Genomic DNA, 25,791 nt, shown 5'->3' with positions numbered 1-25,791 from the left:
ATATAACCCTTGCCTGTATTCCTGCTGAGCCTTCCACGAAGGGTTGCCCAAATAGCGCAAGGCTTTGGCCGAAGCGGCTTTATACATCTCCAATTCCACAACCCTTTCTCTCAAGTGGCCCAGTTCTTTTTGGTATGACAACCCCGCTTCCGAAGTGATACCGCCACAAAGACTTATGAGTGTTCTACGAAAATAGCCCATGCTACCCCACCCCTATGTTCTTGAGTTATGAGTTACGCTGTGCCCGTTTTCCAATCAGCGATTAGGGAATGCTTGAGCAAGCTGATCAAGCACATCTCTTAGAGCAACAGAGCAAGCGGCGACAAATTTCAATTTCATAAAATGGCTTCCTTTCTTCTGGTTAATTTGGGTTGGCTAAAAAATACTAGCCAAATAGAGTTGCTGATTGTCTATATTGGCCCATCGGTCTATAATAGTCAAATAGAGTATACCCTATTTGTCTATCTGGAGGCGGGAGAGAATGGCAGTTGAGTGGACGGCGAAAATGGACGCAGCCCTTGGGTCTGATACTGATAGAAACATTGGTGGCAGATTCGGACTGACCAGTGATCAGGTTGGTGTCCGCAGGCGGTCATTGGGGATCGAGGCTTTCAAACCTATAAAGCAGGGTTGGACGCCAGAAGAAGATGCCGTTTTAGGCACTAACACCTTGGCTGAGGTGTCGGCTCTTCTCGTAAGGCCAACTAGCCAGATTATCAAGAGAATGAAAGAACTGGATATACCCCCGTTTATGCCAAGCTCAAAAAATAAGGGGCGTGACCCAAATTGCCCGACAAATATAAAGGAAGCAGAGATTGCCGAACGCAATAAGGCCCATCACAAAGAGGTGTTAAGCGAAGGGCTGGCCGTGTCGTTTCTAGTATGGAAAGGCGCAACGATTATTGGCGCATCCAAAGAGCTTGGGATTACATACGACAAGGCACGCCGCAGGCTGCATAAGTTCGAGAGAATGCTTAGACACCCGGCAAGACTTGGTAGAGCCGTTCACAACGGAGAGCCTGCCAGTGTAATAGAGGAAGTTGCGCGACGTGTAAAAATGGAAATTGAACATGATGATAAGTCGGCTTGGAATGAACCATGGCCGCAAACTGGCGTAACAGAAAAATGAGCCAGAACGCCAGAATCTACCTGCGTGTCAGTAGCGATTCGCAAGACCTAGAACGCCAGGAGAGGATTATTCTGGACGCCAGAGCTGTCGGTTACTACGTGGCCGGAGTGTATCGAGAGAAGGCATCAGGAGCGCGAGCAGATCGCCCCGAGCTGCTGCGCATGATCGAGGACTTGCAGCCTGGGGACGTGGTGATTGCGGAGAAAATAGACCGTATCAGCCGCTTACCACTGCCGGAAGCAGAGCGCCTGATTGCTACGATACAAGGCAAAGGGGCTATGTTGGCCGTGCCCGGCGTTGTCGATTTGACTGACCTTGTTGCCGAGGCCGAAGGCGTGTCCAGGATTGTCCTGGAGGCCGTTCAGGAGCTACTTTTAAAGCTGTCCTTGCAGATGGCCCGCGATGATTACGAGGATCGTAAGGAACGCCAGCGACAGGGTATTAGTCAGGCGAAGAAAAAAGGCAAGTACCGGGGGCGAAAGGCTGACCATAAAACACATGAGCTTATCGTTAAGCTGCGGCCTAACCATACGATTGCAGAAACTGCACGGCTGGCCGGTTGTAGTACAAGTCAGGTTAAGCTTGTTTGGGCTAGGCACAACAAAGAAAAAATGGGTATCCGGATTTAGCGGTTGATCTGCGCCAAGCGTAATTTGCAAACAAATTATAGCCTTCGCAGAGAGCTAAAACGATAACAATCTCAACACTGGTTCAGGAGATTGAAGCAGGGCTCATATACTTAGCGTACGATTTTTTCCGTTTCGTGAGCTGACCCCATATAGCCCTGTCTCAGCCCCATGTCCGGATGCCCAAGTTCATCCTCTATGTATTAGCACTTCCCCGCAGCTTCAAGAAGAGCGTTACACTGATCTGATTTTTCTATTTTCGATGGTTCTTTATCTTTGTTAATTTCCATTTTTTTACAAATGGCGTCTGATTTAACCATGATCACAGTGGTATAATAACAACTATATTTAGAGTTATTTGATTCTGCATCGAAAGTGACTTTTTCTAGCCCTGATTTAACGTTTGAAATATTGATTGTTTTCGGTTCAACGCCGATGGCAAGAGATGCTTTTTCTTGAAGAGTTTCTTCGGTTGCGACTTTCTTTTCTATTATTCCACAGCCGGAAAGTAATGTTATCGAAAAAATCATAATACTAACAGTTTTCAATTTCATGATGTTCACCTTAATTGCTTGTTTTGTATCGTTTTAACTGTCCGACTCTATCATATGTTTTAGCAATGATAGATAGGCAGAATCTATATTTTGTTTAATGAACGAATCATTCCAGCCTATACGCTCTGCTTCGGATATATTCTTCCAAAGCCATCCTACAACATTTATTTTAATAGTAGGTTTTCCGTATTTTTTTTGTAATGATTCTCCAATTAGACTATATTCTTTATATTTTTCATCTGTAAGACATTTCCTTGTTTCTTCTGGCGTGGGTACTATCATACCAGCTTCCTATTCCTTGGTTGTTGTCTAGCTATTTACTACGAAATACGACTCTATACAATGGCCTCCGGTGGCGTGGTAGTAATTAATATTTTGGTACGTATATTATTTTAATATCAACACGTTGATTTATGTATTTTCCTTCAGGCGTATCATTGTCAACGCGGTAATCAGATGCGGAGGCATAATTAAGCATTATTTTCAACGGTGAAACGCCTTGTGAAACTAAGTAATCTCGTGCTGAAAGTGCGCGTTTCAAAGCGAGCATTTCATCTCTCTTGCTTGGTATGTCAGTGCTGGTACGACCACTAACGATAACCATCGACGCTGTCTTAGCTGCATCTAAAATTGCACGGTTTGTTGGGTCTGCCTGAAATGTTGAATCGCCACTATCAAACGAGACTGAAACCGTACTGGAAACTGGGTCTCGATGGCTGTCCGTATTTGCTAGTGCTTGATTATTCATAGCAGCGCAAAAGAGTGTAAATATTAAAAGCGTAATTTTATGCATAGTTCTCTCCATTTTTAAAAAAAAAGATATCCGGCTTTGCTCATTTGAATACGAATAATATATATTACGCCAAGATGTAACGGGTAAAATCCATAAAATACCCAGCGACACCGAGGGATTTTAAAATCTATTTTATTGGCAGCCATTAATAATGGAAATACTGCTAATGCCCACATGTTTTTGTTAATTAATCCCAGCGCCACACACGAAACTATAGCGACAACGGCAGCCTCTATTGAGGGTTTTTTACTGTATGACCATGCAGATAGGCCCAGTATTAGAGCGGGCCACCAATATTCAACAAAAAAGCCTCCAACAAAGCAAACTATTAAAGCGGTTGCACTGTATCCTTGTTCAACGAAATATATCGTTGATGCTAATATAATTAAAGTGAAAAAAATGTTAAGAGGAAACCAGCTATCCGAAACGCCATTTAGAGCAATGTACGGAATTGAAGCGATAGATCCAAAAAAAATCATCCGTGAAAATATTTTTTTATATAATTCATTTCCATGCTGTTTTGGTCTGGCTAAGTTGAATGCCAAAACAATCACAAAAATAGGCATGGCAATTCGACCAATCTCGAATAGAATTGGTAAGGTGCCATTTGCTAAATATTTATTTATATGGTCACCTGTCATAAGCAATAGGCCTAACCATTTCAAAGCTTCTACCGTTCCGTCTGATAGATTTAAAGGCGTTAGTCGATTAGTCATTGTTTTTGAAACTAATTGAACGTGGAGTGTGGTATTCAATATTTATGTTTTTTGTTATATTTTCTTGGGCGTTAAGACTTTTGGATTCGATTTTATTTGCCTCATTCACAATATAGCGCACAACAGGCCCTGTTGGTGTAGCCCCTCCCTGTTCAGTTTTTTTAACTGTAGTGAAGTTGGCACTTAACCATTTCGTCCATTCTATCGCCTTTTTTATCAAATCATCTCTATAAATAGTATTGTACTTAGGTGTTCGGGAGTGGTAATTAGCCGCCTTTGTCCAGAGGTCGCCCTTGTCATTTAAAATATGACCGCGAATTCTCCAGGCGGCAAGATCAAAAGGGTAGCAGCCTGGGGCTGCTACGTCGTTAGCAGTAACCCCATATTTTTCAAGGTCGCTTAGATAAGCAGTATTAAACTGCATTGCGCCAACATCGTATGTACCGTTCGATGTGTTATACACTCTCTGGCCGGGCTTGCCGCCCTCTTTTCTCGCTATTGCCAAAACGATATTAGCAGGTACGTCGTATTTTACGGCTGCCGATATAGAGCAAACAATGCGTTCCTGTTCTAACGGTGGCATATCAACAACGAACGGTAACATAATCATCCCAACGTCTTAGCGTGTGTAGTAGTGGGTTGGTCCAAGCTGTTCTTCTTCTACAAACACTTCAACCCAATGTCTGGTCTCTGTGCATCGCGCTGGAACGGGATCTCCGTCTCTATTGCGCTCACATCGTACCCCTCTTATTAATCGCTCGGCATTTGTTCTCCATTCAACACATTCCCGATTTTCATTTCTTGGCCCAGAATACTGATAACGGACGCATACATCATATGATGGAATATAAGCAGCAACGCCAAGCTTTGTTGACATATGGCTCCCGCTGCCTTTTGGCGGATTGTCTGCACAAGATGAAAAACTAGGCAAAGGGCTTTTAAAATCTCTTATACGGTCTCTTAGTGCTGATCTCGCGTCACTGCATCCAGACGGGAATCCACCTGGCAGACACAGCCAAATGGCGCACTCCGACTGTGATGCAGCCTGTACTGGAGAGGACGCTAGAAAGGCTGCAGAAACTAGATACAATACAACAAATAGTTTTTTCATTATAAAATTCCCTGTTTAAATGATTTGATCGTATTTGCTTGGCTTGGATTAGTCTTTATTTACGAAGTTGGTGACTTCGTTGATTCGTTCTTGTTCTCTCTTACTCAACCCGCCCACACTGTCGTTACCAAAGGATGGCGAAGTGTGATTCTTTTCGGAGCCTTCAGAGCCGTTTTCACTAACACCACTTTCTGCCTTTCCACCCCCTTGTTTTTTAATTGCCGCTGCGATTTTCCCGCCTGCTGTATCACTGAGGCGATTTTGAGCTTTTTCTTTCATTACAGCGCTGGTGCCTTTTGCTAAATTGGCGCCTGTGTCAGCGGCAATTCGCCCGGCCTTTGCTGCGCCAGCGAAGATGCCACCCCCACCTTTTGTGTCAGAAGCCGGGCTTTTTTGTGATGTTTGAGTGCTTGATTGGGCTTCGGAATTTTGGCTTTCCAATTCAGCTTCTGAGCCTCGATCTCGATCACCGCTGCTACTTTGTTCGCTAGGTCTCTCAGTATTGCCGCCGCTTGATTCTTCGCTCTCCCCAGCGTTACCACTACTGCTCGTATTGCCGCTAAAGCCCGCCGCTTTAGCGAACGGGGTATCTCCAGTTCCTGCACTATCATCGGACGAAGCAGCTTCATCGCTTTTGCCGCTACTACCACTAAAGCTCGACATGATGTCTGTGCCCGCTGCAACGTTGTCATTTGCTTTGTTGAAAGCGGCCATGATCGCTTGCGAACCACCGGCCATATTAGAAGCACCTGCTGCCATAACAGCGCCACCGGTCGCTGCCGCCGCTGCTGCTACGCCCGCCCCGGCCAACATAGTTCCAGCCCCTGCGCTGCCAACGGCACCTACACCGGCACCGGAAATGACGCCAGCCAACATAGCTGGAACCTTGTTAACTAGAGCTAACAAAATAACGGCTACAATCAGCAGAACCCCCATTTCTTTTAAACTAACTCCTTCATTCATCGCGTTGTAATAATCATCAAGAAAACTCTTGCCAATACCAATCAGCAAGACCATTGCCAGCAACTGAGCTGCGAGGCCCAACACACTCTTGTAATAATTAATGGCGATATCTGAAGTCCAACGCGATCCTCCAAACCCTAGAAAAAATACTCCGCCATACGCGAGTACCCAGCCAGCAGTGAGCAGCAACAACATATTTATGCCGATCAGCGCCAGAATGACGAGTATGATTAGGGCCATTATAATTCCTGCAAAGGAATCAACCGGCGACCAGAGTGTCGATTGATCCAATACTTTATCGAAAATCGCAAAACCTATATCTACAATCCCCGATGGTGTTAAACCAGGCCCTAGTCCTGTTGCGTCACCGGCAATTTGTCGTAGCGAGTCATATATAGACGAAGCGAACGCTGGGCCATTCATGAGTAACCACCAAAAGAATCCGGTGAACATAGTGAACCTGATGAACTCCACAAAAAATTCGCCAATATCCGCTTTACGCAAGGCCATTAGCCCGAACGTCCAAACGATTGAAATGAGAGCTAATGTCCAAAACAACCAGGTGGCCGCTGACGTGATAACACCCGCCCAGGTTGAGGCCGCTGTTGAATACCGAGCTAGTACGTTATCTAGTAACCCAGCATTATCTATTGCGGCATATGCAGGTGTTGCCATAAAGAACACCAGCCAAAAGATGGCTAGCTTTGCGGATAAATTGGCTGGAATTCTCATGACTCAGTACCTCACCATTCCTTTTTGGGGCTGTTTCGAAACGCGCCTGTTCGAGGGTTTGTATGTTCTGCACACTTGCGGGCCAGCTCTTCTCGTAAAGATATTTCTTCGATGCTTAATATATTTTCAACCTTACAGTTTTCTTCATTCACTTCCGGCTTTTTATCACCAAAGCACCCGGTTAGGATGGTTGCAGTGAAAGAGATAACAACGAATTTATATAATTTCATTTTTTTATATACCTCACCATGTCATGTTTGGGCTTTCGACATAATCACCCATTCTGAGCTGTTTAGACGCGGCGGATTGCTGCGCCTCCTTATCGGCAGTCGTCTGTAAATAGGCTGTGAAAGCGTTGTGCTGGGCTATTAGTAAGCTGCGTATCTGTAATAGTTGGTTCGATTGATTGCTGGCGAGCTGGTTGGCATAGCCGATAGCTTCTAGTTGCCCATCTGCACCTTGAGCAACTGATTGTAAACGCTGAAGCTGTCGAGAGTCGGCTTGCAGATTGTCCTGCTGCTTTTCCAGCCCTTTGAAAAGAGCGTCATTTGCTTTCTTTTGAGACTTGGACGCTAGTTCTCTTTGGTTTAGAACAGCCTCTCGTTCGGCATCACTACAGCCAGCACTCGTAAAACAAGGAGAGTTTTTGTAATACTCAACATCTTGAAACTTACCCAAATAGGCATCAAGACTCCCAAGTTGATTCTTAAAATAAGAAAGCGTATTTGTAGCTTGGTTTAGTTCGTTTATGGTGTTTTGTGCTTGATCCCATATATACATTGTTGGAGCTACGGTGTTTTGTAGCTGGTTTTCATATTGTTGAAGTTGCGTCTGATATTGTTGTATCTGTTTAGACGTTTGAGCGGCTGCTTCGATTGCTGACAATATATTCTCTGTTAGGTTAGCACTATCTATAACCGGAATACCTGCCTGCGCTTTCTGGAAACTACCGACAGCTACTAAAAAAACAAGCAGAAATTTAGCGGCTAAATATTTCCTATTCAGGTTCATTGTTGTTCTCCTTGGCGTCAATAATCGAACGGTTGGTAAGGCTTTGAAAATGTCATATCTTTTGTAACGACTACGTTAAATCGATACCCTGGCCGAATCTCCAGCGTTGGAGCGATATTCATATTTTTTCTAATCATTTCAACTGCGACTTGCCCTAGCTGCTGGCCAAGGGCTTCACTCAGCGCATTGCCAGCTCGACGACTGTTATCATCTTCATCGTCGTTATCTTGACTCAGGGTTACGCCAGCGGTGATCCCAGACATTAAGAATGCAGATCCAAATATCCTTAGAAAGTGGTTGTTAACCTGATCATGAAAGCCTGAATATCCGGCTGCATCAGCACCCGGCATTGAGCCGATATCCATTGCTTTTCCATCGGGAAAAATTATGCGCTGCCAGGCGACTAGAACTCTGTCTTGCCCATAAGCTACTTCGCTCGAATAGGAGCCAACTAAGCGCGACCCTTGTGGAATAAGTTCATATTTGCCGGTGGATGTGTCTGAAACGCTTTGGGACACTTGGGCAATGATCTGACCAGGCAGGTCAGAGTTGATACCAGAAATCAGCGTGGCTGGTATAACAAAACCCGCGCGTAGTTCGTAAGGGGTGCGTGGTGATTGAATTTGGGAGTTAAGCTGCCAGCGATCATCACCTTCACCGTTGAACTGCGAATACCCATCCGAATCAGAAGACATTTGCATCAGCATCGGAGAGTTGGTACCGCGTGAGTTTCCGCTACCTATGCTGCCAGTGTTCCTCATTTCTTCGATTTGAGCCCTGCGAGCTTGATATGCAGCAGTAGGGTCGTTAGTGCGATTGGAAGCGATTTGCTGTCGCACTCTGGCGATTTCCCCTAGCATTTCGCTCCGTGTTTCAGGCCTTCTTCCAACGTTTTGAGAGGTATCGCTGTTGCTGCGTGGGGCAATAGTTTGTACGCCTGTTTTAGCTTTAATCGCTTCTTGAAGCATTTGCAATTTCGCGATTCGTATCCGCTGTGCTTCGTCGTCATTTTCTCTAGGCGGTGTTAATGATCGATTCGCTTTGAGTGGTGGTCTATTTGGGTTGTACGGAAGCACTAAACCCGTAGAGTCGGCATGTTGGGGTTGTAGTTCTTCTTTTTCAGCCTCTTCTACATCTACAGTTGCTAATTGATCAACTGATCCAACTAATGGCATCACTTCTGATGCTGCACCGACTTCGGTAGTCTTAGCCTTAATAGCAGGTATGAATCCCTCTTTCTGCCCTCCAGCGATTTCATTTGCATATATTGATGTGTTGCCTGCTTGCTCTTTATCGCGTTCGCCCGGAGCATTTTGCTGGGCGCTTCTATCAGCGGCCACCAACATCATAATTACAAGAAATAGACCAAGAACTGCCGCTATGATGTACATTGGCCAGTTGTTGACACGACGAACTCCCGTTTTCGGAGACGCTTCACCAGGGGAGGCATCTGGTGACATTTGTTCGGTGTTATCACTCATGGCTTACTCCTTTCGAACCCAATAGCCTGCGGGAATCACCCGGCCACTTTTTTCCTTTGAATAGGCCCGCGTCAGCGACTGCTCACCGATCTGGATTGTCACTCGATACATATCTGCATTGGCGAGCTGATCTAGTATGTAAAAGAGTGGCAGTCCGGTTCCTTCGGGTGCGGGCGGCATCTTTTTTATTACAGCTTTTTGGGTTGGTATAATTTCGTGTTCGTGTACGCGTCTGTATCGTTCAGACTGAATCTCTTCTAGCCTCACTTTTTCTTCGGGGTACTCCAAGAGGCTGAAGCCACGATCACGAAGGCCACGAACAAAGCCAGTTCCGAACTGATCTGGTGTAGGCTGTTGTAGATCAAATCGTGTTTTTGCGGGCGGATAAAGCGTTGATATTTTCTCTACTGAATCTCTCGTGATTGTTTGTTCGTTGAGGTTGTCCTGATCACTAATAAAATTGCCGTAAGACGGATGTGTTGCACAGCCTGCAAAACTGAGACTGAGAAATAATAGAAAGATGGCTATAACTGGGGTTCTCATTATTAGTTACCCCGTTTTGTGATTGTAATTTTGTCTTGCCCGTCACCGACTCCAGAAATCAGGATGGCTTTGTCAAAGACTGTATCGACAATGTATCGGTCTCCCTGCACTCGATAATTCACCATTACGGTTTCCGGGTCAGTGAACAGACCACCATCCCTGCGCACCACCAAAAGAGTTGGAGCTTCTTGTCGCATTTCTTCTGGCATTTGAATGATTGTTTTACGTCCATCATTGAAAACCCGAAGAGGCTTCCATGAAGCAGAGCCGGACACGTCATAATCAAAGCTCAGGTCTCCTAGATACTCTCTAGTTCCCGGAATTGTATTGTTCTCTTTGTATTGCCGTTCTTGGGCCCGAACTAAATCCCATTTAGCTAGCGCATCTTCCGGATAGGTAAACGATACTTGGCGCATGTACTGCGTGCGGTGTGAGCGTAGTCGGATGTGGTATATACGGCGGTCAGTTGCAACTACTAAGCTGGTTTCTAATCCAACATCCAGCGGTTTAATAATGATGTGTTGAGTCGCATTGGCTCCGACGCCTGAGATTGCTGGCTCAACATTCCAGCGGGCACTGTCGCCCAACTGAATGGAGTTCACATACTCACCTGGTTGCAGTGCGATTGCACAAACCTGCAGTACCGCACAAACAACGCTCGGGGCTTGAGCCCCAAACACAAACTGTATAGTTCCGTTGCGTCCAGCTATAGGTTGAATGCCACCATTGCCCTCACCTGCCTGCCAGCGTTGTGCAATAGCCAGCGCTTGACGCTCCTGTTTTGATAGAGTCGGGTTGTCATTTGTAAAAAATTTGTCTTCAAGCGTTGTTGCGGTCGCTACTGGTGACAGCATTAGAGTCGAAATGACTGCGCCGAAGATTTTGGAACGTATTTTCTTGCTCATGGTTCAATCGCCTCTTAAATCATTGCAGCCGAGACCAGGAGAAATCACGCACGTAGATACCCAGAGGGTTGTTACGTAGCTCTTCTTCCGTGGCCTGCGGTGACGTATTTGCGGAATATACTGTTACCAGCGCTCGCATGGTTGCGGGTTGCCCTTTCTGGATGCCCTGCCGATCTCGTGTGGTTTCGATCCAGTCTACTTGCCAGGTAGTCGGCGTTTGCGGTAAGACGGACGTAATATTGATACTCACCATCTCTTTCGCCGCCCGCTTGAAAGGGCTTGCATCTTCACTGCCGTTCAACCATTCGTTCATTTTTATAGTTGCTGGATCGTTGGGCGAAAGATGGCTGTAAACGCTAAAAACAGCTTTTCTTTGCAGGGCAATGTCTGGCGATACAAACCGTGAGTTTTCAATAAACTTTGACACTGTTGCGCCTAGCACTCGCGGATCTGCTTGAGACGATGCGGAAGCAGCACCCATTGCTTGAGCTGCACCCAATTTGTCCACTTCGATCACGTATGGAATGAATTTCGATTTGCTGCCGATATGAATCATTCCCCCAACTGCTGCCAGTGCAATCAGGAGAGATAACACACCGACCACTTGCCAGGTTTGTCGTGATGACACAACTGCGCCAACGTGCTCATTCCATGTACGTCGAGCCGTTAAATAGGGGTTATCACTATCTCCATTCATTTGTGTTGGTTTGTCTCGCGCCTGTTTCTCGGCCTTGGAGGTTGCACTGGGCTTTTTGAGTACAAACCCTTTCAATTTTTCGGTTACGGAAACGCTCATTAGGCAGCCCTCAGATAGTGATCAATTTCTAGACCCCGGCTCGCAAGCCATTCACTTACCCACTGGTCGCCATATCGAGCTTCCAGTTGCTTAATTGTGGCGATAGAGTCCTTGTCAGTAGCTCCCACAAATGCGAGCGCCAGCGGCCCCAAAGCCAGATCATAAAGGCGGCGTCCGCTCTCAGAGACGTAGTAGTACTGACGTTTTGGTATTGCCGTGGCAAGGATTTCTATTTGACGAGCGTTAAGGCCCATTCTGCGATAAAGCGCCGCAGTATCTTCATCGCGGGCATAGACGTTCGGTAGGAAAATCTTTGTTGCTGTGGATTCTACGATTACATCCAAAATGCCCGAGTTAGACGCATCGGAAAGACTCTGTGATGCCATCAAAACCAGGCAGTTCGCTTTTCTCAAGACTTTAAGCCATTCCCTTATTTTTTCGCGGAACGCCGGGTGACCAAGCATTATCCAAGCTTCATCCAATATGATGACGGACGGTTGCCCGTTTAAGCTGCGCTCAATACGTCGAAACAGATAGAGTAAAACCGGCAGTGCGAATTTTTCTCCCAGATTCATTAACTCTTCAATTTCAAATGTTGTGAAATCGCTGAGAGATAAACCGTCTTCGTCTGCATCCAGCAAGTGCCCCATTGAGCCATCAACAGTGTATTGTCGGATTGCCTCTCGTAGATTTTCGTCTTGAATTGTTAATGAAAACTCCGACAACGTCCGAGCCCCGCTGTCATGCATACTTTGTATTGCGTGGCCAATTTCGTTTCGCTGTGCAGGCGTCGTGATAACACCATTTAGCGCCAAAATGGTATCAATCCACTCCATCGCCCAGGCGCGATCGGTTTTTGTTTCCAGATATTGCAACGGGCAAAAAGCCAACTGATCATCATCAGCACCAACGGCAAAGTGCAGGCCTCTAACGGCTTTGGTTAGAGGGTACATAGACATGCCTTTATCAAAAGCATAAATGGCCATACCTGAGTAACGGCGAAGTTGGGCGGCAATCATCGCAAGGTGAGTTGATTTGCCAGCACCTGTTGGGCCGAACATGAACGTATGCCCTAGATCACGCACATGCAGGTTTAGCCGGAACGGAGTAGCACCGGTTGTGACACAGTGCATGAGAGCGGGTGAAAACGGAGGATACATTGGGCACGGTGCATCTTCGTTCCCCGTCCAAATTGAGCTAGTTGGCAACATATCTGCCAGATTCAGCGTGTTTATCAATGGACGGCGGACATTTTCGACTCCGTGCCCCGGCAAGCTCCCTAAATACGCATCCAATGTATTGACTGTTTCGGTACGCGCAGCGAAGCCTAACCGGTTAATTGCCTTTTCCACCTGACGAGCAGAGCGCTCCAGACGATCCCGACTCTCATCCATTAGCACAACAACACTGGTGTAATATCCTACTGCGACTAAACCGCTGTTTACTTCAGCAATTGCTGACTCCGCGTCTTGAACCATTGTCAGAGCGTCTTGATCTACAACGCCGCTATTTGTATTGAAGATTTGATCAAAGAAACCCCGAACTTTCTGTCTCCATTTTTTCCTGTATTTATCCAAATGCTTTATCGATTCGTGCTGATCCATGAAGATGAAACGCGATGACCATCGGTACTCAACCGGGAGTTCGGCAAGAGAACTCAAAATCCCAGGGTGAGACTCAAGTGGGAATCCCTCAATCGCGACGACTTGAACAAACTTACGGCCTATCTTAGGTACAACGCCTCCCCACATTTCCTGTCCACCAACATATGCATCCAGATACATAGGGTTGCTGGGGAGTTGCACAGGATGATTTAGGCCTGTAATGCAAAATTGCAGCCAGCTCAGAAAATCGTCATGGGTCACCTCTGTCCCGTCTTCGGTGGCCACCTTTTGCCCTTGTAACCGTGTCAAACTGACAGCGACAGAAAGGCGCGATTCGATGTTTTTTATTTCCCGCTCGAACTGTTTAATTAGTGATTTTGTTCGGGTGTTTTTGTCGATCACCTCCGCATCATCATCAAACATGAGTTCTTGAAATTTACGTTGTGCTAGAAGGGGGGGGTACCAGGTTAGTGTGAGTACGAAATACCCTTCATACATAGTTCCCAAGCCTTCAAATAACTGACGACGCTCTTCATCTATCGCTTTAGATACAGGGTCGGGAAAGTCCGAAACGTTGCGATCTGAATAGGCGGGAGCCGTGCGGCGCACGGCATCTACATGAATCATCCAGCCGTTGCCGAGATCTGACAAAGCCTGATTTATACGAAAAGACACCATGTCTCGTTGCGCATCGGTGCTGCTGGCATTGTCATTCCCTTTGTATAGCCACGCGGCCATAAACGCGCCGTTCTTACAAACAATCACTCCGTCATCAACGACAGCGGCATGATTAAGCAGATCGGCTAGACCCGCATCCTTGGATCGATGTTTTTTTAGCTTCAGTTCAGCATCGACTGCGCGAATACGAGCAAAGAGAATAAGAACCAGCGCTGCACCGAGGGCAGCAATTACAAATGCAAAGGTTTGAATCATTTGTATTGTTTCCCCTGGCTAGTTGTATTTTCACGGAACGGCGTACTACGGGCTGGGTAATAAGTTGCGAATCGTCGATGGCGCAAGTAAACCTGCCGCAACTTTGGGTCGGCCTTAGCCATAAGGCGACAGACAAACAACGCGAAGAACCAAAGCCCGATACCGAAAATTGTTGCCCGAACTTCTTGGGCGGTAAAAATGAGCGCTCCAGCGAGTAACCCAGAAAACATGACAAGTTCACGATCCCCGCCCATGAACAGGTTTTCTCGGTTGCCAGCTCTACGAATAGGGATCGTGCGAAGAGTCATATTAAGCCGCCTGGATACCGTCAATGAGCCGCAAACCCATGCTGATTTGTTCAGTAATCCCATCAGCAAGAGAGGCAATTTCAGCACCACGACCAAAGAACGTACCCATCATGTTTTGGGCACCAACAAGCATGGCCATCACTAACACGAGAAAAAACAGTGTTCGGAAAAAACCATTGAGTTCGCCCCCAAAAATCAAAATTCCCCCGGCAATGACGATGCCGATAATTGATAATGCGAAAGCCACAGGGCCAGTCACAGAGTTACGTAGGTTGGTTAGCCAGCTTTCATATGGTAGTGACCCCCCCGTTCCTTCTGATGCCATGGCTGGTTGAAACGCCATAATCAGAAACACAGCCGCAAATAGGCCCAAATAGGCCAGAGTTGTGCGATTAATGCGGATTGATGAAATGTTGAAATGCATGGGTATAGCTCCTAGTTTCTATGCTTTAAGGGATTGAGTGACGTACTGTCCGTCGCGATAACCTGAAACCTCTAAGATTTCCTGTATGCGACGGCCTTCTGGGGTTCTGGCGATATGCACAACGACATGAACCACTTCGCCGATTAGCGGTTCAATTTCGGTTGGAGCCACTGGGTTACGAGTAACCAGCGACCGTAAGCGGGTTAGTCCAGCGGCAGCATTATTTGCGTGAAGTGTTGCAGCGCCGCCCTCATGGCCGGTATTCCAGGCGTCGAGAAGATCCAGAGCCTCCGCACCGCGTACCTCTCCGACTAGAATGCGGTCTGGTCTCATACGCAATGTGGTTTTCAGTAGTGCGGTCATCGATACATCAAGGCTGGTGTGGTATTGAACATGGTTTTCAGCCGCGCACTGAATTTCGCCAGTGTCTTCGATGATAAAAACCCGTTCGGACGGGTCATTGATTACCATCTGGTTGATGATTGCGTTAATAAGGGTTGTTTTGCCCGAACCAGTGCCTCCAATCACCAGAATGTTTCGGTGTGTTCTGACGGCTTCAACTAGAGTTTGCTTCTGAGACGGAGTCATAATGCCGTTTTCCACGTATTGATCTAACGTGAATATGGCAACGGCTTTTTTCCGTATAGCGAAAGTGGGAGCTGGAACGATAGGAGGGAGCTGGCCTGCAAATCTCGACCCATCTAGGGGAAATTCGCCTTCAAGTATAGGTTTGGAGCGGGTAACTTCTTTGCCGTGGAAGCCGGCGATGGTTTCGATGATGGCTTGAGCTTGAGCTGGTCGCAGCACACCAATGCACTGCATCCCCTCCCCTAGCCGCTCAATCCATATTTTGCCGTCGGCGTTGAGCATTAGCTCGACCGTTTTAGGGTGATTTAGAGCGTCTAGAAGCTCTGGCCCCATATCACGTTCTAGCTTTTTCTTTGCTCGATCCTTGATTGAACCATTTGTATCTTTCTGATGCATTCCGCTTGCTCCAATATATCGGACAATCCGTTTCTTGCGAATACGATATACCGAAAATCAGAGCCGCGCAACATAACGAAGCAAAAATTTTTCATAAAATCTTCCATGGCCCAAGGGGTGAAGTCACCAAGAGCATCTGTCACGTATATAACGCGATGGTCCGTTTCGGTAGTCCCGGTTTTCCAAGGCCCGGATGCCTTTTTAGCTGCTAAAATCGTGTAAGTGTAGCAACAAGCTAATGTTAGTCGTTTTTCTGTACAGATTCCATATCTTGTAGCTTTTTTCGCGTTTCTTCTCCCCATTTTTTAACTTGAAACGCTTTGTGGTCTGGTAGAACCACAGAGATGCGAACGTAACCCGCAGGTAGACTATTTAGCATTTTCCTGCCAAATAAAGAATCGAGAGATGCCTTGTCAAGATCGGTGGACTCCAGCAGAAGGGGGAGAGGCACTTCAAGGGCGTTTGCTATGGATTCCATAATCTCTAACGAAGGGTTGGCGTTTCCGGTTGTCAAATCCGATAGATAAGAGCCTGACACTGACGATAGGTCAGCAAGTTCGCTTTTTGTCATGCGCCGTTCGCCCAGAAGGCGAAGCACATTGGTAAAAAAAATGTATTTGTACACTTACTGCCTCTTAGCAAAGCTATTTTAGCGGCTAAAGTTTTGACACCAAGCAAAAGTATAGCTATACTTATTTTACTGAGTGGAGTTACTTTAAGAGCAGTTTATAGATAATGTCTCCCGCGATACAGTGTGACGATGCGGCAAGAAATGTTTCAGGGGAATTTAGGTTTACAAGGAGTGGAGTAAATGGCTACAAGCTTTAATAGGTCTGAGTACATCCAAAAGCTGATTAAGAGTGGGATCGAACCAAACAAGGCGCAGGAAATTGCTGATAGAACCACATATCATCCTAGCTCTGAAGCTCCAGCCCTCCTTGGCAATCCAATTGGCAAACTAGAGTCGGGGAATGCCATGGCTAAAAGCAACAAAAAAACAGAATCTAAGAAGCGTGTTGCTATAGATGCATTGGCCGGTCAAGTTGACGAAGTTAGGCAAGCAGCGCTTCTGAAACATACAAAGCAAGAGATTCGGGACGCACAGCTATCACTGTTTGATATTGCTCCTTGGGCCGACCACATGCGAGCGTTGCCGAATGACTATGCTCGGTCAGCGTTGTTCACGGTGAGAAATAAAAGAGTACCCCGCTCAGCATTGCAGAATGAACCCATTTACAGTCTAGGTGATGATGTAAATATCACCTACACAGGCGTTGAGCTTAGAGCCGAAGACGATGAGTTGGTTTGGCAGCAGGTAATGGAGTACGCCAAAAGATCACCGATTGGAGATCCAATTTCATTCACTTTTTACGAGTTGTGCAAAGATTTGGGTTGGTCGATTAATGGTCGTTATTACAAAAAGGCCGAAGAGTGCCTGTCACGATTGCAAGCATCAGCTATGCAGTTTGAGTCCAAACGAGTTGGACGCCTAGAATCGCTATCGTTGATTAGTCGATTTCGTGTTCTGGATCGAGGTAAGAAAAGCTCACGATGTCAGGTCATGATAGATGAAGAGATGGTAGTGATGTTTGCTGGAGACTACTACTCTCGCTTTATTTGGGAAAAATACAAGAAGTTGTCACCTACAGCTCGGCGTATGTTTGATTACTTTGCATCACATAAGCAGCCCTTCCCGCTAAAACTGGAAACATTTAGGCTAATGTGTGGTTCAGAGTCAACTAGAGAAAAAAGGTGGAGAGAACAGGTTAGATCCGCATGCTGTGAACTCAGTGAGAGTGGCCTGATAGCTCAGGCTTGGGTTCAGAACAATCAACTGTACTGTAACCGCGTCTAGTGCCGTTCTTTGACACTTGAGGGGCGTTCATTGACACATAAGGGGCGTTTAGTTCGGCGCACTATAGACATTTGAGGGGCCATACCCTCAGTTTCTTTTCTGGCGTAAAAAAGGATCAAAAAATAAACAGTTTTTGTGGGTTTATCCACAGCCAAACACTAGAGAACTGTTAGTAACTCTTAAAACTACTGACACATGAGGGGCAAAGCTGCTGACATATGAGGGGCTTAAATGCTGACACATGAGGGGCTAAGTGTAGACATATGAGGGGCCACAATTTTCATAAAACCCTTTAAAAGCATAAAGATAAAAGCTATTTTTTAAAGCCTAACCATCTTTAACCAAAAAATAACTATTTTTATAACCAAACAACGCCGAAGGGGGAGACCCCCTTCTCGAACCCACCCGGCCATTTCATGGCCTCCCATCCCCCCCAGGGGCAAGCCCCTCGACCGCTTCGCGTCCTCACCCCAATACATTATGAACGTGCGTTTACGCTGCGCTATGCCCAAAGGGGCTATCGCCCCTCTGGACACCCCGATTATCCAACTCCGTGCCTTCTGGAGCCCTAGAGACAAACTTAAACTATAGACCTTCACGGGAACTGATATTGTTTGAACGCCAAGAAGATGTGATTGCTAGATGTAGTTATTGGATCATAAAAAAGGTGTGGGATCGTAATAAAGTTGGTAACTTTCAGGCTGAAAATCACGCTCTTCCAGGTTGAATCAGCCCCTCAAATGTCAATGAAACCCTTTTAAGATGGAATTCAGGAGGCATTTTCTCTTGACAAGATAGGGCAAATTGCCCTATTATTCATATTGAAGGCCGGGCATGTTGCCAAGGTCCACTACCGGAGAATTTCCGATGACGATTTACACTTATACCCCTGATCTAACACATCCCCTGTGCCCTACTTGCGGCGCTTCTGTCCCCCAAGCTACCGATACTCCGGCAACACCGTGGCAAGGCACCTGCCGTGTCGGTCATACGTTCACGTTCCAGCTTGAGAACGAAGGCGAATGGTTGGAGGACTCCAAGAGCGGACGATTCAGCCGCTTTACTACCGAGCCAGAAGAGTCGACTTGGATTTGCAACGAATGCGGAAAAGCCGAGGCCGATCCATACGGGGCCGGTTGTGTCGAATGCGGCGCTGAGCCTGACTTTTATTGACATTTGAATGGCGGGCGAAAGCCTGCCCTAATCAGCTAAGGGGGTATTATGAAACAGAAAACCTTTATGCAAATGTTCCGGAAGTGGGAACGAATGGGCGGGCGAACTCGGGCCAGTCTAGATTGCCGCTGTGTTGAACGGTTTGGCTATCAAACAGCTCTAGCGTTCGACCGTTACAGTGACACGAAACACGCAATAACTCGATGCACTATCCATACACGTATCAACTACAGAGCTTCAGCCACCAAGGCGCTAGGGGATCAGTGGCGGGGCCGTAGCCTAGAGCTAAACCACATGTGGCGGAGTTGGAGTTAAGGTGAGCTGGCCCCATGGAGGCAATTTGCCCTTGACAAGATAGGGCAATTTGCCCTATTATTCATATTGAAGGCCGGGCATGTTGCCAAGGTCCACTACCGGAGAATTTCCGATGATTAATACAACCGATTACGCCCCTGTTATCGCTTCCCTGGTCGGAGAAGATAACCGCATGTCTTTTTACCCTGCTGCATTTGGTGAAGCTCGCATGATGCACGGCGAAGCCTTGGTGCTAGGTTACATGGGTAAACTTTCTCAGGACTACAAAGGGGCGTTCTGGCACTTCTACACCCTATCGAATGGCGGCTATTACATGGCCCCTGCGATTGATACCGAAATGCATCTGGAGGTTGCCGGGAACTGGTTTTCTGGCTCCATGTCGGCTAACGCGGCGGGTATCGTAGCCACGTTGTTCGCACTTGGGCATCTTGCAGCCGAAGCTCAGGGCACCGCCGAGGGTGACGCTCTGATTGACCGTTATCACTTCTTGAGAGAGTACGCCCTTGACCATGCGGAAGCCGCTGCGATCCTTGGCGCTATCGACTGATAGGAGAGGCCTGGCGCAAGCTGGGCCTATATTCAAGGGTTGAGGACAGGCCAACACCCAAACAGACTAAGGACAAGAGTTGACCAGAGCAACTCTTCCGATCCGGCGGAACCGGGGACAGAGAGGAGAAACATCATGGAAACCATCACCGTAACCAACCCTTGGACTGGCAACGATTCCGAAAAGCCCGTTACCGAAGTAATGACTTCAATCGAGACCTTTGCGAGCGTGGAAGAGTGTGAAACGGTCAACGCTGAGTTTGTAGGTGATACTGACAAAGAGTGGCTGGAAAGCTTTGCAGCTATTCACGGCGATAACCGCCTTTCAGAAATTGCTTTCAGCTAATCAGGTTAGCCGCCCTACAGGGCGGCAAATGGTATGAAATCAGAGATTGGGGTGTATTAGATGAGCAGCAAGTCACCAGGCGCTACGGCCAGCCCAGAGCCAGAGCAAGTCAAGGCGCTGCGGGAGATGATCCAGGCGCGGAATAGCCTTGGAATTACCGCTGCGCAGGATTTGTGCGCAACGATGCTCCACACTAGTCGTCGAGCCTTAATAGACGCAGGAGAAAACAATGAGTGATCCGAATATCAGACTTGAATGCCTGCGCCGCGCTGAAAAGTGGGTGCATCCAACAGGCGAAGAAGTGCGCGAGGTTCTGCGTATGGCGGGGTTTAGTGCCAGTGTTGCAGCTAAGTCGTTAGGACTTGGTGAAGGTGGAGGCCGAACGGTTCGCCGTTGGACTGGGGAGGATACGAATATTTCGTATGCAAATTGGGCGCTGCTCTGCGACTTCGCGGGGCTTGGTCAGATTTGGAAAGAAAGTTGAACGCCATAGGAGACGTATGGAGCTTGAGTTTTAGCGGCTAAAATATTCCGATAAAACGGAATTTTTACTTGACGCAATAGGGCGATATGCCCTAATATATTAAGTGAAGGCCGGGCATGTTGCCAAGGTCCACTACCGGAGAATTTCCGATGACTAATAGCAAAATCATGTTTTGGATCGATGCTTTGCCAAACGTGGCCACGACTGACTTCATCGCTCGCCGTGACTCGATTGCGGACACGATGGCAGAAGTTCAGGAACTGGAAAAGCGGGCGGGAAAGCTGCGTGAAGAGGCTTATTTTGCCAGTCTTAAACTGGAAGGTGACGCCAAAGGGGTATGGTCGGTTGAGGTCGTAGAACAGGCAAAATACCGGACTGATTTTTAGAAAGGATACGCCCCGGCTTAGACCGGGGCGCTTGGCCCGGCGCTGTCACACCGAAACCGATGCTCTAGGGTGTGGCCCTATTTAAGAGCAATAGGCAATTGGAGCATGGAAGGCACGGAGGGTCAAGAATATGTCAAAGTCAAATATCATCAGGTTTCCGAAAGCTGGCCCGGCTGATTCAGGGCCGTTGGCCTCGCAACCGAAAGCACAAACCAACCAACAGACGCACAAGCTGAAGAGCGACCTGACGAAAGGCGGGAGGGTTCTGGCGGCTATTCAGCTTTGGGTGTGGATTGTGGTTGTCTTAGTATGGCCTTTGCTCAAGTGGGTTATCTCTATCGACGTTTTCTTTCAGGGCATCCGTACCGTGTACTACTGGAATGATCCAGCGGTACATGCTGGCTGGACGTTTTTGACCCATTTCGCCGTACTGACGCTACTTACTTATTTTGTTTCCGTTTACAAACCCAACGGCGTTTAATTTTAGCCGCTAAAGTGTTGATTTCCGCTTAATGTATAGCTATACTTTTTTGTGTTCGGCGGCTGTCACCGCCACTCAATTAACAGCTAGGGTGTGGGGTTGGTATGGGTGCAATCCATGAAGAAACAACTAACGGAAGCTCAATTTCAAGCTGCAATCAAGAGCTTGGGAGTGGGAGCGCAAACGCTCGAAATAGCGCATGGCGTATTGGTGGAGGGGAAGACTCAAGCCGAGTTTGCGGCGTTATTGGGAGTGACAAAAGGAGCGGTCAATCAGGCCGTCAAGAGGGTTTGGAGTGCTCACAAGGCGCTGACGCCGGAAGGCTTCGAGCGCGTCACGGCAATACTGCCGGAACATCAAGCGTTTATCGTCAAGAAATGGGCGGAGGACGCCAAGAAAAAAAGGGACACGTAATGAAAACACTGGTCACGGCAAACCAAAAAGGCGGCGTTGGCAAAACATCAACCTTGGTGCATCTAGCGTTTGATTTCTACGAACGCGGCAAAAAGGTGGCCGTGATCGACTTGGATACTCAGGGTAACGCCTCTTACACGCTTCAGGAGTTCCGCACGGGCGTTGTAGCAAGCAATTTTTTCAATGGCGGCTCGTTTAACGTTGTGAACGGAGCGGGTGCGCCTGGTATGGCTCTTATCGAGTCTGACGCTGCCCTGGCGAACATGGAAACTATGTCTCTTGGTCGTGCTGGTGAGCATTTCAGAGCTGGCATTGCTAGCCTTGCAGAACAAGGTTTTGACGTGTGCTTGATCGACACAGCCCCTTCCCTTGGCGTCACAATGGCTGCAGCGCTTATTGCTGCAGATTATGTTCTATCTCCTATCGAACTGGAGGCGTACTCAATTCAAGGTATCAAAAAAATGAATTCAGCCATTATGAACGTGCGCAAGGCTAACCCTAAGCTGCAGTTCTTGGGCATGGTGCCGAGTAAAGTAGATGGACGAAACCCCCGTCACGGTCGCCACCTGGAACAGCTTCAGCAGGCATTTCCCCAACTCATGCTTCCCACCTCAGTCGGCTTGCGTAGCAGCATAGCGGACGCTCTCGCTTCCGGGGTGCCGGTCTGGAAAATTAAAAAAACGGCTGCCAGAAAAGCCGCGAAAGAAGTTCGTGCTCTGGCTGACCTAGTGTTTACAAAAATGGAGATCACCGCATGAGCGCGCAAAAAGAACAGAAAATGGAGGGGCTGGGACTGGAGGGTATTGGCGACTTGTCCGGGCTTTTGAATGACCCTGAAAACACCAAGGGAGGCGCTGGCCCCTTGGAGCTGTCCTTGAACCTGATAGATGAAGATCCAAATCAGCCACGTACTGAGGACAATCCTGGCTTTTCAAAATCAAGTCTGGAAGAGCTGGCCGCAACCATTCGCCATCGAGGCGTTAAAACGCCTATTTCAGTGCGCGAGAACGAAGACGAGCCGGGGCGCTACATCATTAATCATGGCGCTCGGCGCTTCCGTGGTAGTCGAATTGCTGAAAAAGAGACTATCCCAGCATTTATTGATAACGACTACAACGAAGTTGATCAGGTTATTGAGAATCTGCAACGCAACGAATTGACCGCCCGCGAAATTGCCGACTTCATTGGCCGTGAGCTAGCTAAGGGCGTGAAGAAAGGTGATATTGCGGCATCTATCGGTAAATCCGCTGCATTTGTGAGTCAGCACGTTACATTGCTGGATTTGCCAGAGCCAATTGCCGGTGCTTTCAATGCTGGTCGGATCAATGATGTAACTGTGATTAATGAGCTGGTAAAGGCGTATAAAAAAAATCCAAACGAAGTTGTTGCATGGCTAAGCGATGATGAACAAGAGTTGACTCGCGGATCAGTAAAGTTGCTGCGAGAGTATCTTGATGAAAAAGGCAAATATGAGGGTGGAGAGCGCGACCTCGACATAGATGGAGCCTTTTCTGGACAAGACTCGGAAGGTACTTATGTAAGTGGCGAAGAGGGTGGAGAGGGTGGAGAGGGTGGAGAGGGTGGAGAGGGTGGAGAGGGTGAAGCGCCATCGAAAAAGGAACCGAAAGAGCAAGATCCAAACAAGCTAAAAAAAGCGGTTATCCTGATTAAGCATGACGAACGGTTGGGTCGTTTGGTGACCAATCGTCGTCCGTCCACTGACGGTTGGGCTTGGATCAAATACGATGATGATGGCCACGAACTGGAAGCGGATCTAGGTACTGTTGAACTTATGGCGCTGATGGAAGGAGCTTAGAGCAAAAAGACATTGATTGCTGGAAGAACCATACCCCTTGCCTCGCCAAAGCGAGGCTTTTTTTTGGGTATCCGGAATAGCTGGTTGATCTCCCCAAATCAGCAGGCCCGACCACCACCGCACCTTAGTTCATTCTGTGAGCGTGATTTTCAGCCTGAAAGTTACCAACTTTATTACGATCCCACAATAACCAGCCAATGGTAGTATAGCGAAGTCTTACCCCGGAACACCGAGTGAAATTTTCTGATAAGTAAAGCCAGCTTTCTCGGGGTCAAAGACATATTGGCGCCAAGGGGCGAGAAACGATCCATCATGTCCATCCGAATCCGGCGTGTAATACGCGCCGGGGGTCGAGCCTAGAACTAAGTGCTTTTTCCAAAAATCATTTCTGCGTTTGCCGTAGCCACGATCCGCCGTCTTTGAATCTATAGGGGTAAGAGTGCCCTTTAGCCAGGGTGTCAGTCCGACTTCTTCCGGAATCAGATCGCGCAAGCGATCCAAAAGCCAAGTTGCTACCCCCATCCCTTCCAGATGGAACGGAAGAATCAAATCATCCACGAAGCACACTTTTCCTGCTCTCACTTCGCCCTTGATCCACCCAAGTGCGTTGCCAGTAGGGCCGTACACCACCACCTTTCCATCAAAACTCCAGTAGTTGCATTCAGGCACCCTTGTAGTTTTAAAACAGATTTTGGCTCGCCCAATGTGGTCACCTTCCTTCTGGTGCAGGTCGTAGTGTTCAGTAACTTCAGTGGATGCCATCGCTTCCTCACTTCGATTAATAGGGTATCCGGATTATAGGATTGAAACAGGGCTATAAACACCCTGCCTCAATCTCCTGCCCATAGCACACTCCGAATACTCTAAATTCTTTTGTTTGTTAATTACTTTGTTTGTTTGTTTATTTGTTATTTTTCTATTATACTGTTACCACAATCCACTAGTAATGAGGTTTTCCCATGCGCCCAGCCGAGTTTGAAGACGAACAGATCATTGAGGCCGCCAAGCAATTACTAAGCGAAGGTCGTCGCGTAACCGGCTTTGCTTTAAGAAAAGAAGTTGGGGGAGGCAATCCTTCTCGCCTCGTCCGGGTCTGGGAGGATTACCGTCAGGCTCAGGAGGTTGTTGAAAGTGAGCCGGTTCAGGATCTCCCGGTTGAGGTTGAGGGAGCGTTGAATGAAATGACGAGCGCTTTTCTGGAGCAAGTCCGGTCTTTAGCTCTCAATCTTAATAACAGAGCAGTGAGGACGGCAGAAAGGCGTGTAGCTGATGTAATGAAGTCGGCGAAGGAACAGCAAGAGAGTGCTGAAGCTGAGCTGATTGATGCAGCGGCCACGGTAGATGACCTAGAAGATCAGTTGGCTGATAGAGAGAGTCGGCTGAACTCAGTCACCGTTGAGCTTCAAGCTGCAAACACGAACGTGGAGAAACTTCGCCAGCAAGTGGTACATCTGGAGAAAGATTTTGCCGTCACGGCGGAGAGGCTGGAGCAGGAAAAGGGCAAGCGTGAAGCGGCTGAGAATGAGCTGAAAAGCCTAAATGTCCGAAATAAGGCGCTGGAAGCGGATAAAGAAGATCTCCGGGTGCAGCGGGTTTCCCTTCAGGAAACGGTCAAAAAACAGCAGGAGGACATTGAGGGTCTGAAACGGACAAATGATAATCTGGCTGACACTCGGTCTGAGCTAAAAGCCCAGTTGTCTGCGATTACAGAGCGTGAAGCAGCTACTCTTAGGAGATCTGAAGAACGGAAGGACGAACGGGACGAATCCAGAAAAGCAGAGAAAGAAGCTGAGCGCAGAGCAGTTCAGGCTGAGATGCAGGCTGCCAGTCTTCAGAAGGATTTAGATGCCTTGATAGCAAAGACTTCGACGTCAGATGAGAAGAAAGGCAATACCAAGAAATAAACCAACTGCCCCGGCCAGAGAGAAAGTGGCTGACCTGCACAGGCGATTGTAGCGTGTCGGTCACCTCCCTTTACAGCCAAAAAAATTAGAAAAAAGGAGCACCGAAAATGAAACTACGCCTCTTGGTCATGAATGGCCAAAGAATTGTTCAGGCTGACCAAAAGGGTGCTTGGGCCAACCTAAAAGTTGATAAAGCTGGGGCGCTGACCCCTGGTATATACAACCTCTATATGGCCAAGGATGCAGACAAGTCGAAAAGTCATAATGGCCCGATTGTTCATGCGGGAGACAATAAAATATATCAGAAAGTTGACAAGAATTTTGTCATGCACTCGAAGTCCGATTTCGATATAGTGCCTGATATCGGGAGTGCGAAAAGCATTAAGTACAACGCACAGGGTAAAGCTGTAGTGACCCAAGCTATAAAGCTCAGCAAAGGGCGCACCCGATAGTTTTAG

32 protein-coding genes are annotated in these 25,791 nt (G+C 47.5%); 13 read left to right on the top strand and 19 right to left on the bottom strand.

Annotated elements, in window-relative coordinates; genetic code table 11:
* Window positions 1-201, bottom strand: a 201-nt coding sequence (locus ACN0RL_RS18220) for a hypothetical protein (RefSeq protein WP_417519390.1), incomplete at its 3' end; no start/stop codon positions are given.
* Window positions 202-481: 280 nt separating this feature from the next.
* Here ACN0RL_RS18220 and ACN0RL_RS18215 point away from each other — a divergent pair.
* On the top strand, window positions 482-1,129 hold the full coding sequence (locus ACN0RL_RS18215) for a hypothetical protein (RefSeq protein ID WP_417519388.1): 648 nt from the start codon (window positions 482-484) through the stop codon (window positions 1,127-1,129).
* Window positions 1,099-1,758: a recombinase family protein gene (locus ACN0RL_RS18210; protein ID WP_417519386.1), complete on the top strand. Its 660-nt coding sequence runs from the start codon at window positions 1,099-1,101 to the stop codon at window positions 1,756-1,758. Before ACN0RL_RS18215 ends, ACN0RL_RS18210 begins: the two co-directional genes overlap by 31 nt.
* A gap of 200 nt (window positions 1,759-1,958) precedes the next feature.
* Here the strand turns inward: ACN0RL_RS18210 and ACN0RL_RS18205 are convergent, their stop codons facing one another.
* The 17 genes from ACN0RL_RS18205 to ACN0RL_RS18125 form a co-directional block, all read right to left on the bottom strand.
* Window positions 1,959-2,309, bottom strand: a complete 351-nt coding sequence (locus ACN0RL_RS18205) for a hypothetical protein (protein ID WP_417519384.1) — start codon at window positions 2,307-2,309, stop codon at window positions 1,959-1,961.
* A 33-nt stretch (window positions 2,310-2,342) separates the two neighbouring features.
* Window positions 2,343-2,591 (bottom strand): hypothetical protein, encoded by a 249-nt coding sequence (locus ACN0RL_RS18200; RefSeq protein WP_417519382.1) that lies wholly within the window; start codon window positions 2,589-2,591, stop codon window positions 2,343-2,345.
* 85 nt (window positions 2,592-2,676) lie between these two features.
* Complete coding sequence (locus ACN0RL_RS18195; protein WP_417519380.1) at window positions 2,677-3,102, bottom strand: OmpA family protein; 426 nt, start codon at window positions 3,100-3,102, stop codon at window positions 2,677-2,679.
* Window positions 3,103-3,116: 14 nt separating this feature from the next.
* Window positions 3,117-3,818: a TraX family protein gene (locus ACN0RL_RS18190; RefSeq protein WP_417519378.1), complete on the bottom strand. Its 702-nt coding sequence runs from the start codon at window positions 3,816-3,818 to the stop codon at window positions 3,117-3,119.
* Window positions 3,811-4,422 carry a muramidase gene (locus tag ACN0RL_RS18185; RefSeq protein ID WP_417519394.1) on the bottom strand — a complete coding sequence of 204 codons (612 nt, stop codon included), beginning with the start codon at window positions 4,420-4,422 and terminating at the stop codon, window positions 3,811-3,813. The genes ACN0RL_RS18190 and ACN0RL_RS18185 overlap by 8 nt, the downstream gene beginning before the upstream one ends.
* Before the next feature lie 555 nt (window positions 4,423-4,977).
* Window positions 4,978-6,624: a P-type conjugative transfer protein TrbL gene (trbL, locus tag ACN0RL_RS18180; protein ID WP_417519376.1), complete on the bottom strand. Its 1,647-nt coding sequence runs from the start codon at window positions 6,622-6,624 to the stop codon at window positions 4,978-4,980.
* An 11-nt stretch (window positions 6,625-6,635) separates the two neighbouring features.
* The gene (gene trbK / locus ACN0RL_RS18175; protein WP_417519374.1) at window positions 6,636-6,854 is read right to left on the bottom strand and encodes an entry exclusion lipoprotein TrbK; all 219 of its coding nucleotides are present in this window, start codon (window positions 6,852-6,854) and stop codon (window positions 6,636-6,638) included.
* A gap of 13 nt (window positions 6,855-6,867) precedes the next feature.
* Entirely contained in the window at window positions 6,868-7,635 is a 768-nt protein-coding gene (trbJ, locus tag ACN0RL_RS18170; protein WP_417519372.1) for a P-type conjugative transfer protein TrbJ, read from the bottom strand.
* Window positions 7,636-7,652: 17 nt separating this feature from the next.
* Window positions 7,653-9,116 (bottom strand): TrbI/VirB10 family protein, encoded by a 1,464-nt coding sequence (locus ACN0RL_RS18165; RefSeq protein WP_417519370.1) that lies wholly within the window; start codon window positions 9,114-9,116, stop codon window positions 7,653-7,655.
* A gap of 3 nt (window positions 9,117-9,119) precedes the next feature.
* Window positions 9,120-9,659, bottom strand: a complete 540-nt coding sequence (locus ACN0RL_RS18160; protein ID WP_417519368.1) for a conjugal transfer protein TrbH — start codon at window positions 9,657-9,659, stop codon at window positions 9,120-9,122.
* A 2-nt stretch (window positions 9,660-9,661) separates the two neighbouring features.
* On the bottom strand, window positions 9,662-10,564 hold the full coding sequence (gene trbG / locus ACN0RL_RS18155; RefSeq protein ID WP_417519366.1) for a P-type conjugative transfer protein TrbG: 903 nt from the start codon (window positions 10,562-10,564) through the stop codon (window positions 9,662-9,664).
* 19 nt (window positions 10,565-10,583) lie between these two features.
* Window positions 10,584-11,360 carry a conjugal transfer protein TrbF gene (locus ACN0RL_RS18150; RefSeq protein WP_417519364.1) on the bottom strand — a complete coding sequence of 259 codons (777 nt, stop codon included), beginning with the start codon at window positions 11,358-11,360 and terminating at the stop codon, window positions 10,584-10,586.
* Window positions 11,360-13,897 (bottom strand): VirB4 family type IV secretion/conjugal transfer ATPase, encoded by a 2,538-nt coding sequence (locus tag ACN0RL_RS18145; RefSeq protein ID WP_417519362.1) that lies wholly within the window; start codon window positions 13,895-13,897, stop codon window positions 11,360-11,362. Before ACN0RL_RS18145 ends, ACN0RL_RS18150 begins: the two co-directional genes overlap by 1 nt.
* The gene (locus ACN0RL_RS18140; RefSeq protein WP_417519360.1) at window positions 13,894-14,205 is read right to left on the bottom strand and encodes a conjugal transfer protein TrbD; all 312 of its coding nucleotides are present in this window, start codon (window positions 14,203-14,205) and stop codon (window positions 13,894-13,896) included. The genes ACN0RL_RS18145 and ACN0RL_RS18140 overlap by 4 nt, the downstream gene beginning before the upstream one ends.
* Before the next feature lies 1 nt (window position 14,206).
* A complete protein-coding gene (trbC, locus tag ACN0RL_RS18135) occupies window positions 14,207-14,629 on the bottom strand; it encodes a conjugal transfer system pilin TrbC (RefSeq protein WP_417519358.1) in 423 nt (140 codons plus the stop codon).
* An 18-nt stretch (window positions 14,630-14,647) separates the two neighbouring features.
* Complete coding sequence (gene trbB, locus ACN0RL_RS18130) at window positions 14,648-15,613, bottom strand: P-type conjugative transfer ATPase TrbB (protein ID WP_417519356.1); 966 nt, start codon at window positions 15,611-15,613, stop codon at window positions 14,648-14,650.
* A gap of 241 nt (window positions 15,614-15,854) precedes the next feature.
* The gene (locus tag ACN0RL_RS18125) at window positions 15,855-16,238 is read right to left on the bottom strand and encodes a transcriptional regulator (RefSeq protein ID WP_417519354.1); all 384 of its coding nucleotides are present in this window, start codon (window positions 16,236-16,238) and stop codon (window positions 15,855-15,857) included.
* A 186-nt stretch (window positions 16,239-16,424) separates the two neighbouring features.
* Between ACN0RL_RS18125 and trfA the strand changes: the two genes are divergently transcribed.
* The 9 genes from trfA (at window position 16,425) to ACN0RL_RS18080 (ending at window position 23,429) form a co-directional block, all read left to right on the top strand.
* On the top strand, window positions 16,425-17,468 hold the full coding sequence (gene trfA, locus ACN0RL_RS18120; protein WP_417519352.1) for a plasmid replication initiator TrfA: 1,044 nt from the start codon (window positions 16,425-16,427) through the stop codon (window positions 17,466-17,468).
* A 1,600-nt stretch (window positions 17,469-19,068) separates the two neighbouring features.
* Entirely contained in the window at window positions 19,069-19,503 is a 435-nt protein-coding gene (locus ACN0RL_RS18115; RefSeq protein ID WP_417519350.1) for an antirestriction protein, read from the top strand.
* A gap of 135 nt (window positions 19,504-19,638) precedes the next feature.
* Window positions 19,639-19,848: a hypothetical protein gene (locus tag ACN0RL_RS18110; RefSeq protein WP_417519348.1), complete on the top strand. Its 210-nt coding sequence runs from the start codon at window positions 19,639-19,641 to the stop codon at window positions 19,846-19,848.
* Window positions 19,849-20,077: 229 nt separating this feature from the next.
* Complete coding sequence (locus ACN0RL_RS18105; RefSeq protein ID WP_417519346.1) at window positions 20,078-20,332, top strand: transcriptional regulator; 255 nt, start codon at window positions 20,078-20,080, stop codon at window positions 20,330-20,332.
* Window positions 20,333-20,481: 149 nt separating this feature from the next.
* On the top strand, window positions 20,482-20,718 hold the full coding sequence (gene kleA / locus ACN0RL_RS18100; protein ID WP_417519344.1) for a stable inheritance protein KleA: 237 nt from the start codon (window positions 20,482-20,484) through the stop codon (window positions 20,716-20,718).
* 130 nt (window positions 20,719-20,848) lie between these two features.
* Window positions 20,849-21,199: a KleE stable inheritance protein gene (kleE, locus tag ACN0RL_RS18095; protein WP_417519342.1), complete on the top strand. Its 351-nt coding sequence runs from the start codon at window positions 20,849-20,851 to the stop codon at window positions 21,197-21,199.
* 117 nt (window positions 21,200-21,316) lie between these two features.
* Window positions 21,317-21,613 (top strand): transcriptional regulator KorA, encoded by a 297-nt coding sequence (locus ACN0RL_RS18090; RefSeq protein ID WP_417519340.1) that lies wholly within the window; start codon window positions 21,317-21,319, stop codon window positions 21,611-21,613.
* Window positions 21,613-22,371, top strand: a complete 759-nt coding sequence (locus ACN0RL_RS18085) for a ParA family protein (protein WP_417519338.1) — start codon at window positions 21,613-21,615, stop codon at window positions 22,369-22,371. Before ACN0RL_RS18090 ends, ACN0RL_RS18085 begins: the two co-directional genes overlap by 1 nt.
* Window positions 22,368-23,429, top strand: coding sequence for a transcriptional repressor gene korB (locus ACN0RL_RS18080; RefSeq protein ID WP_417519336.1), 1,062 nt, complete (start codon window positions 22,368-22,370; stop codon window positions 23,427-23,429). The genes ACN0RL_RS18085 and ACN0RL_RS18080 overlap by 4 nt, the downstream gene beginning before the upstream one ends.
* Before the next feature lie 216 nt (window positions 23,430-23,645).
* On the opposite strand, the gene ACN0RL_RS18075 is transcribed toward ACN0RL_RS18080, so the two are convergent.
* On the bottom strand, window positions 23,646-24,191 hold the full coding sequence (locus ACN0RL_RS18075) for a hypothetical protein (RefSeq protein ID WP_417519334.1): 546 nt from the start codon (window positions 24,189-24,191) through the stop codon (window positions 23,646-23,648).
* 197 nt (window positions 24,192-24,388) lie between these two features.
* On the opposite strand from ACN0RL_RS18075, the gene ACN0RL_RS18070 reads away from it, so the two are divergent.
* Both ACN0RL_RS18070 and kfrB read left to right on the top strand, forming a co-directional pair.
* Entirely contained in the window at window positions 24,389-25,333 is a 945-nt protein-coding gene (locus ACN0RL_RS18070) for a DNA-binding protein (RefSeq protein ID WP_417519332.1), read from the top strand.
* A 107-nt stretch (window positions 25,334-25,440) separates the two neighbouring features.
* Window positions 25,441-25,785, top strand: a complete 345-nt coding sequence (gene kfrB / locus ACN0RL_RS18065) for an IncP plasmid survival protein KfrB (RefSeq protein ID WP_417519330.1) — start codon at window positions 25,441-25,443, stop codon at window positions 25,783-25,785.
* The last annotated feature ends 6 nt before the right edge of the window (window positions 25,786-25,791 follow it).

Source organism: Marinobacter sp., from assembly GCF_048259445.1.
Taxonomy (GTDB): domain Bacteria; phylum Pseudomonadota; class Gammaproteobacteria; order Pseudomonadales; family Oleiphilaceae; genus Marinobacter.
This window is presented reverse-complemented; position numbering and strand designations above follow the sequence as displayed.

Coding starts and splice junctions, on each gene's coding strand:
- ACN0RL_RS18215 (WP_417519388.1), top strand. CDS start 482: ATGGCAGTTGAGTGGACGGCGAAAATGGACGCAGCCCTTGGGTCTGAT.
- ACN0RL_RS18210 (WP_417519386.1), top strand. CDS start 1,099: ATGGCCGCAAACTGGCGTAACAGAAAAATGAGCCAGAACGCCAGAATC.
- ACN0RL_RS18205 (WP_417519384.1), bottom strand. CDS start 2,309: ATGAAATTGAAAACTGTTAGTATTATGATTTTTTCGATAACATTACTT.
- ACN0RL_RS18200 (WP_417519382.1), bottom strand. CDS start 2,591: ATGATAGTACCCACGCCAGAAGAAACAAGGAAATGTCTTACAGATGAA.
- ACN0RL_RS18195 (WP_417519380.1), bottom strand. CDS start 3,102: ATGCATAAAATTACGCTTTTAATATTTACACTCTTTTGCGCTGCTATG.
- ACN0RL_RS18190 (WP_417519378.1), bottom strand. CDS start 3,818: ATGACTAATCGACTAACGCCTTTAAATCTATCAGACGGAACGGTAGAA.
- ACN0RL_RS18185 (WP_417519394.1), bottom strand. CDS start 4,422: ATGTTACCGTTCGTTGTTGATATGCCACCGTTAGAACAGGAACGCATT.
- trbL (WP_417519376.1), bottom strand. CDS start 6,624: ATGAGAATTCCAGCCAATTTATCCGCAAAGCTAGCCATCTTTTGGCTG.
- trbK (WP_417519374.1), bottom strand. CDS start 6,854: ATGAAATTATATAAATTCGTTGTTATCTCTTTCACTGCAACCATCCTA.
- trbJ (WP_417519372.1), bottom strand. CDS start 7,635: ATGAACCTGAATAGGAAATATTTAGCCGCTAAATTTCTGCTTGTTTTT.
- ACN0RL_RS18165 (WP_417519370.1), bottom strand. CDS start 9,116: ATGAGTGATAACACCGAACAAATGTCACCAGATGCCTCCCCTGGTGAA.
- ACN0RL_RS18160 (WP_417519368.1), bottom strand. CDS start 9,659: ATGAGAACCCCAGTTATAGCCATCTTTCTATTATTTCTCAGTCTCAGT.
- trbG (WP_417519366.1), bottom strand. CDS start 10,564: ATGAGCAAGAAAATACGTTCCAAAATCTTCGGCGCAGTCATTTCGACT.
- ACN0RL_RS18150 (WP_417519364.1), bottom strand. CDS start 11,360: ATGAGCGTTTCCGTAACCGAAAAATTGAAAGGGTTTGTACTCAAAAAG.
- ACN0RL_RS18145 (WP_417519362.1), bottom strand. CDS start 13,897: ATGATTCAAACCTTTGCATTTGTAATTGCTGCCCTCGGTGCAGCGCTG.
- ACN0RL_RS18140 (WP_417519360.1), bottom strand. CDS start 14,205: ATGACTCTTCGCACGATCCCTATTCGTAGAGCTGGCAACCGAGAAAAC.
- trbC (WP_417519358.1), bottom strand. CDS start 14,629: ATGCATTTCAACATTTCATCAATCCGCATTAATCGCACAACTCTGGCC.
- trbB (WP_417519356.1), bottom strand. CDS start 15,613: ATGCATCAGAAAGATACAAATGGTTCAATCAAGGATCGAGCAAAGAAA.
- trfA (WP_417519352.1), top strand. CDS start 16,425: ATGGCTACAAGCTTTAATAGGTCTGAGTACATCCAAAAGCTGATTAAG.
- ACN0RL_RS18115 (WP_417519350.1), top strand. CDS start 19,069: ATGATTAATACAACCGATTACGCCCCTGTTATCGCTTCCCTGGTCGGA.
- ACN0RL_RS18110 (WP_417519348.1), top strand. CDS start 19,639: ATGGAAACCATCACCGTAACCAACCCTTGGACTGGCAACGATTCCGAA.
- ACN0RL_RS18105 (WP_417519346.1), top strand. CDS start 20,078: ATGAGTGATCCGAATATCAGACTTGAATGCCTGCGCCGCGCTGAAAAG.
- kleA (WP_417519344.1), top strand. CDS start 20,482: ATGACTAATAGCAAAATCATGTTTTGGATCGATGCTTTGCCAAACGTG.
- kleE (WP_417519342.1), top strand. CDS start 20,849: ATGTCAAAGTCAAATATCATCAGGTTTCCGAAAGCTGGCCCGGCTGAT.
- ACN0RL_RS18090 (WP_417519340.1), top strand. CDS start 21,317: ATGAAGAAACAACTAACGGAAGCTCAATTTCAAGCTGCAATCAAGAGC.
- ACN0RL_RS18085 (WP_417519338.1), top strand. CDS start 21,613: ATGAAAACACTGGTCACGGCAAACCAAAAAGGCGGCGTTGGCAAAACA.
- ACN0RL_RS18080 (WP_417519336.1), top strand. CDS start 22,368: ATGAGCGCGCAAAAAGAACAGAAAATGGAGGGGCTGGGACTGGAGGGT.
- ACN0RL_RS18075 (WP_417519334.1), bottom strand. CDS start 24,191: ATGGCATCCACTGAAGTTACTGAACACTACGACCTGCACCAGAAGGAA.
- ACN0RL_RS18070 (WP_417519332.1), top strand. CDS start 24,389: ATGCGCCCAGCCGAGTTTGAAGACGAACAGATCATTGAGGCCGCCAAG.
- kfrB (WP_417519330.1), top strand. CDS start 25,441: ATGAAACTACGCCTCTTGGTCATGAATGGCCAAAGAATTGTTCAGGCT.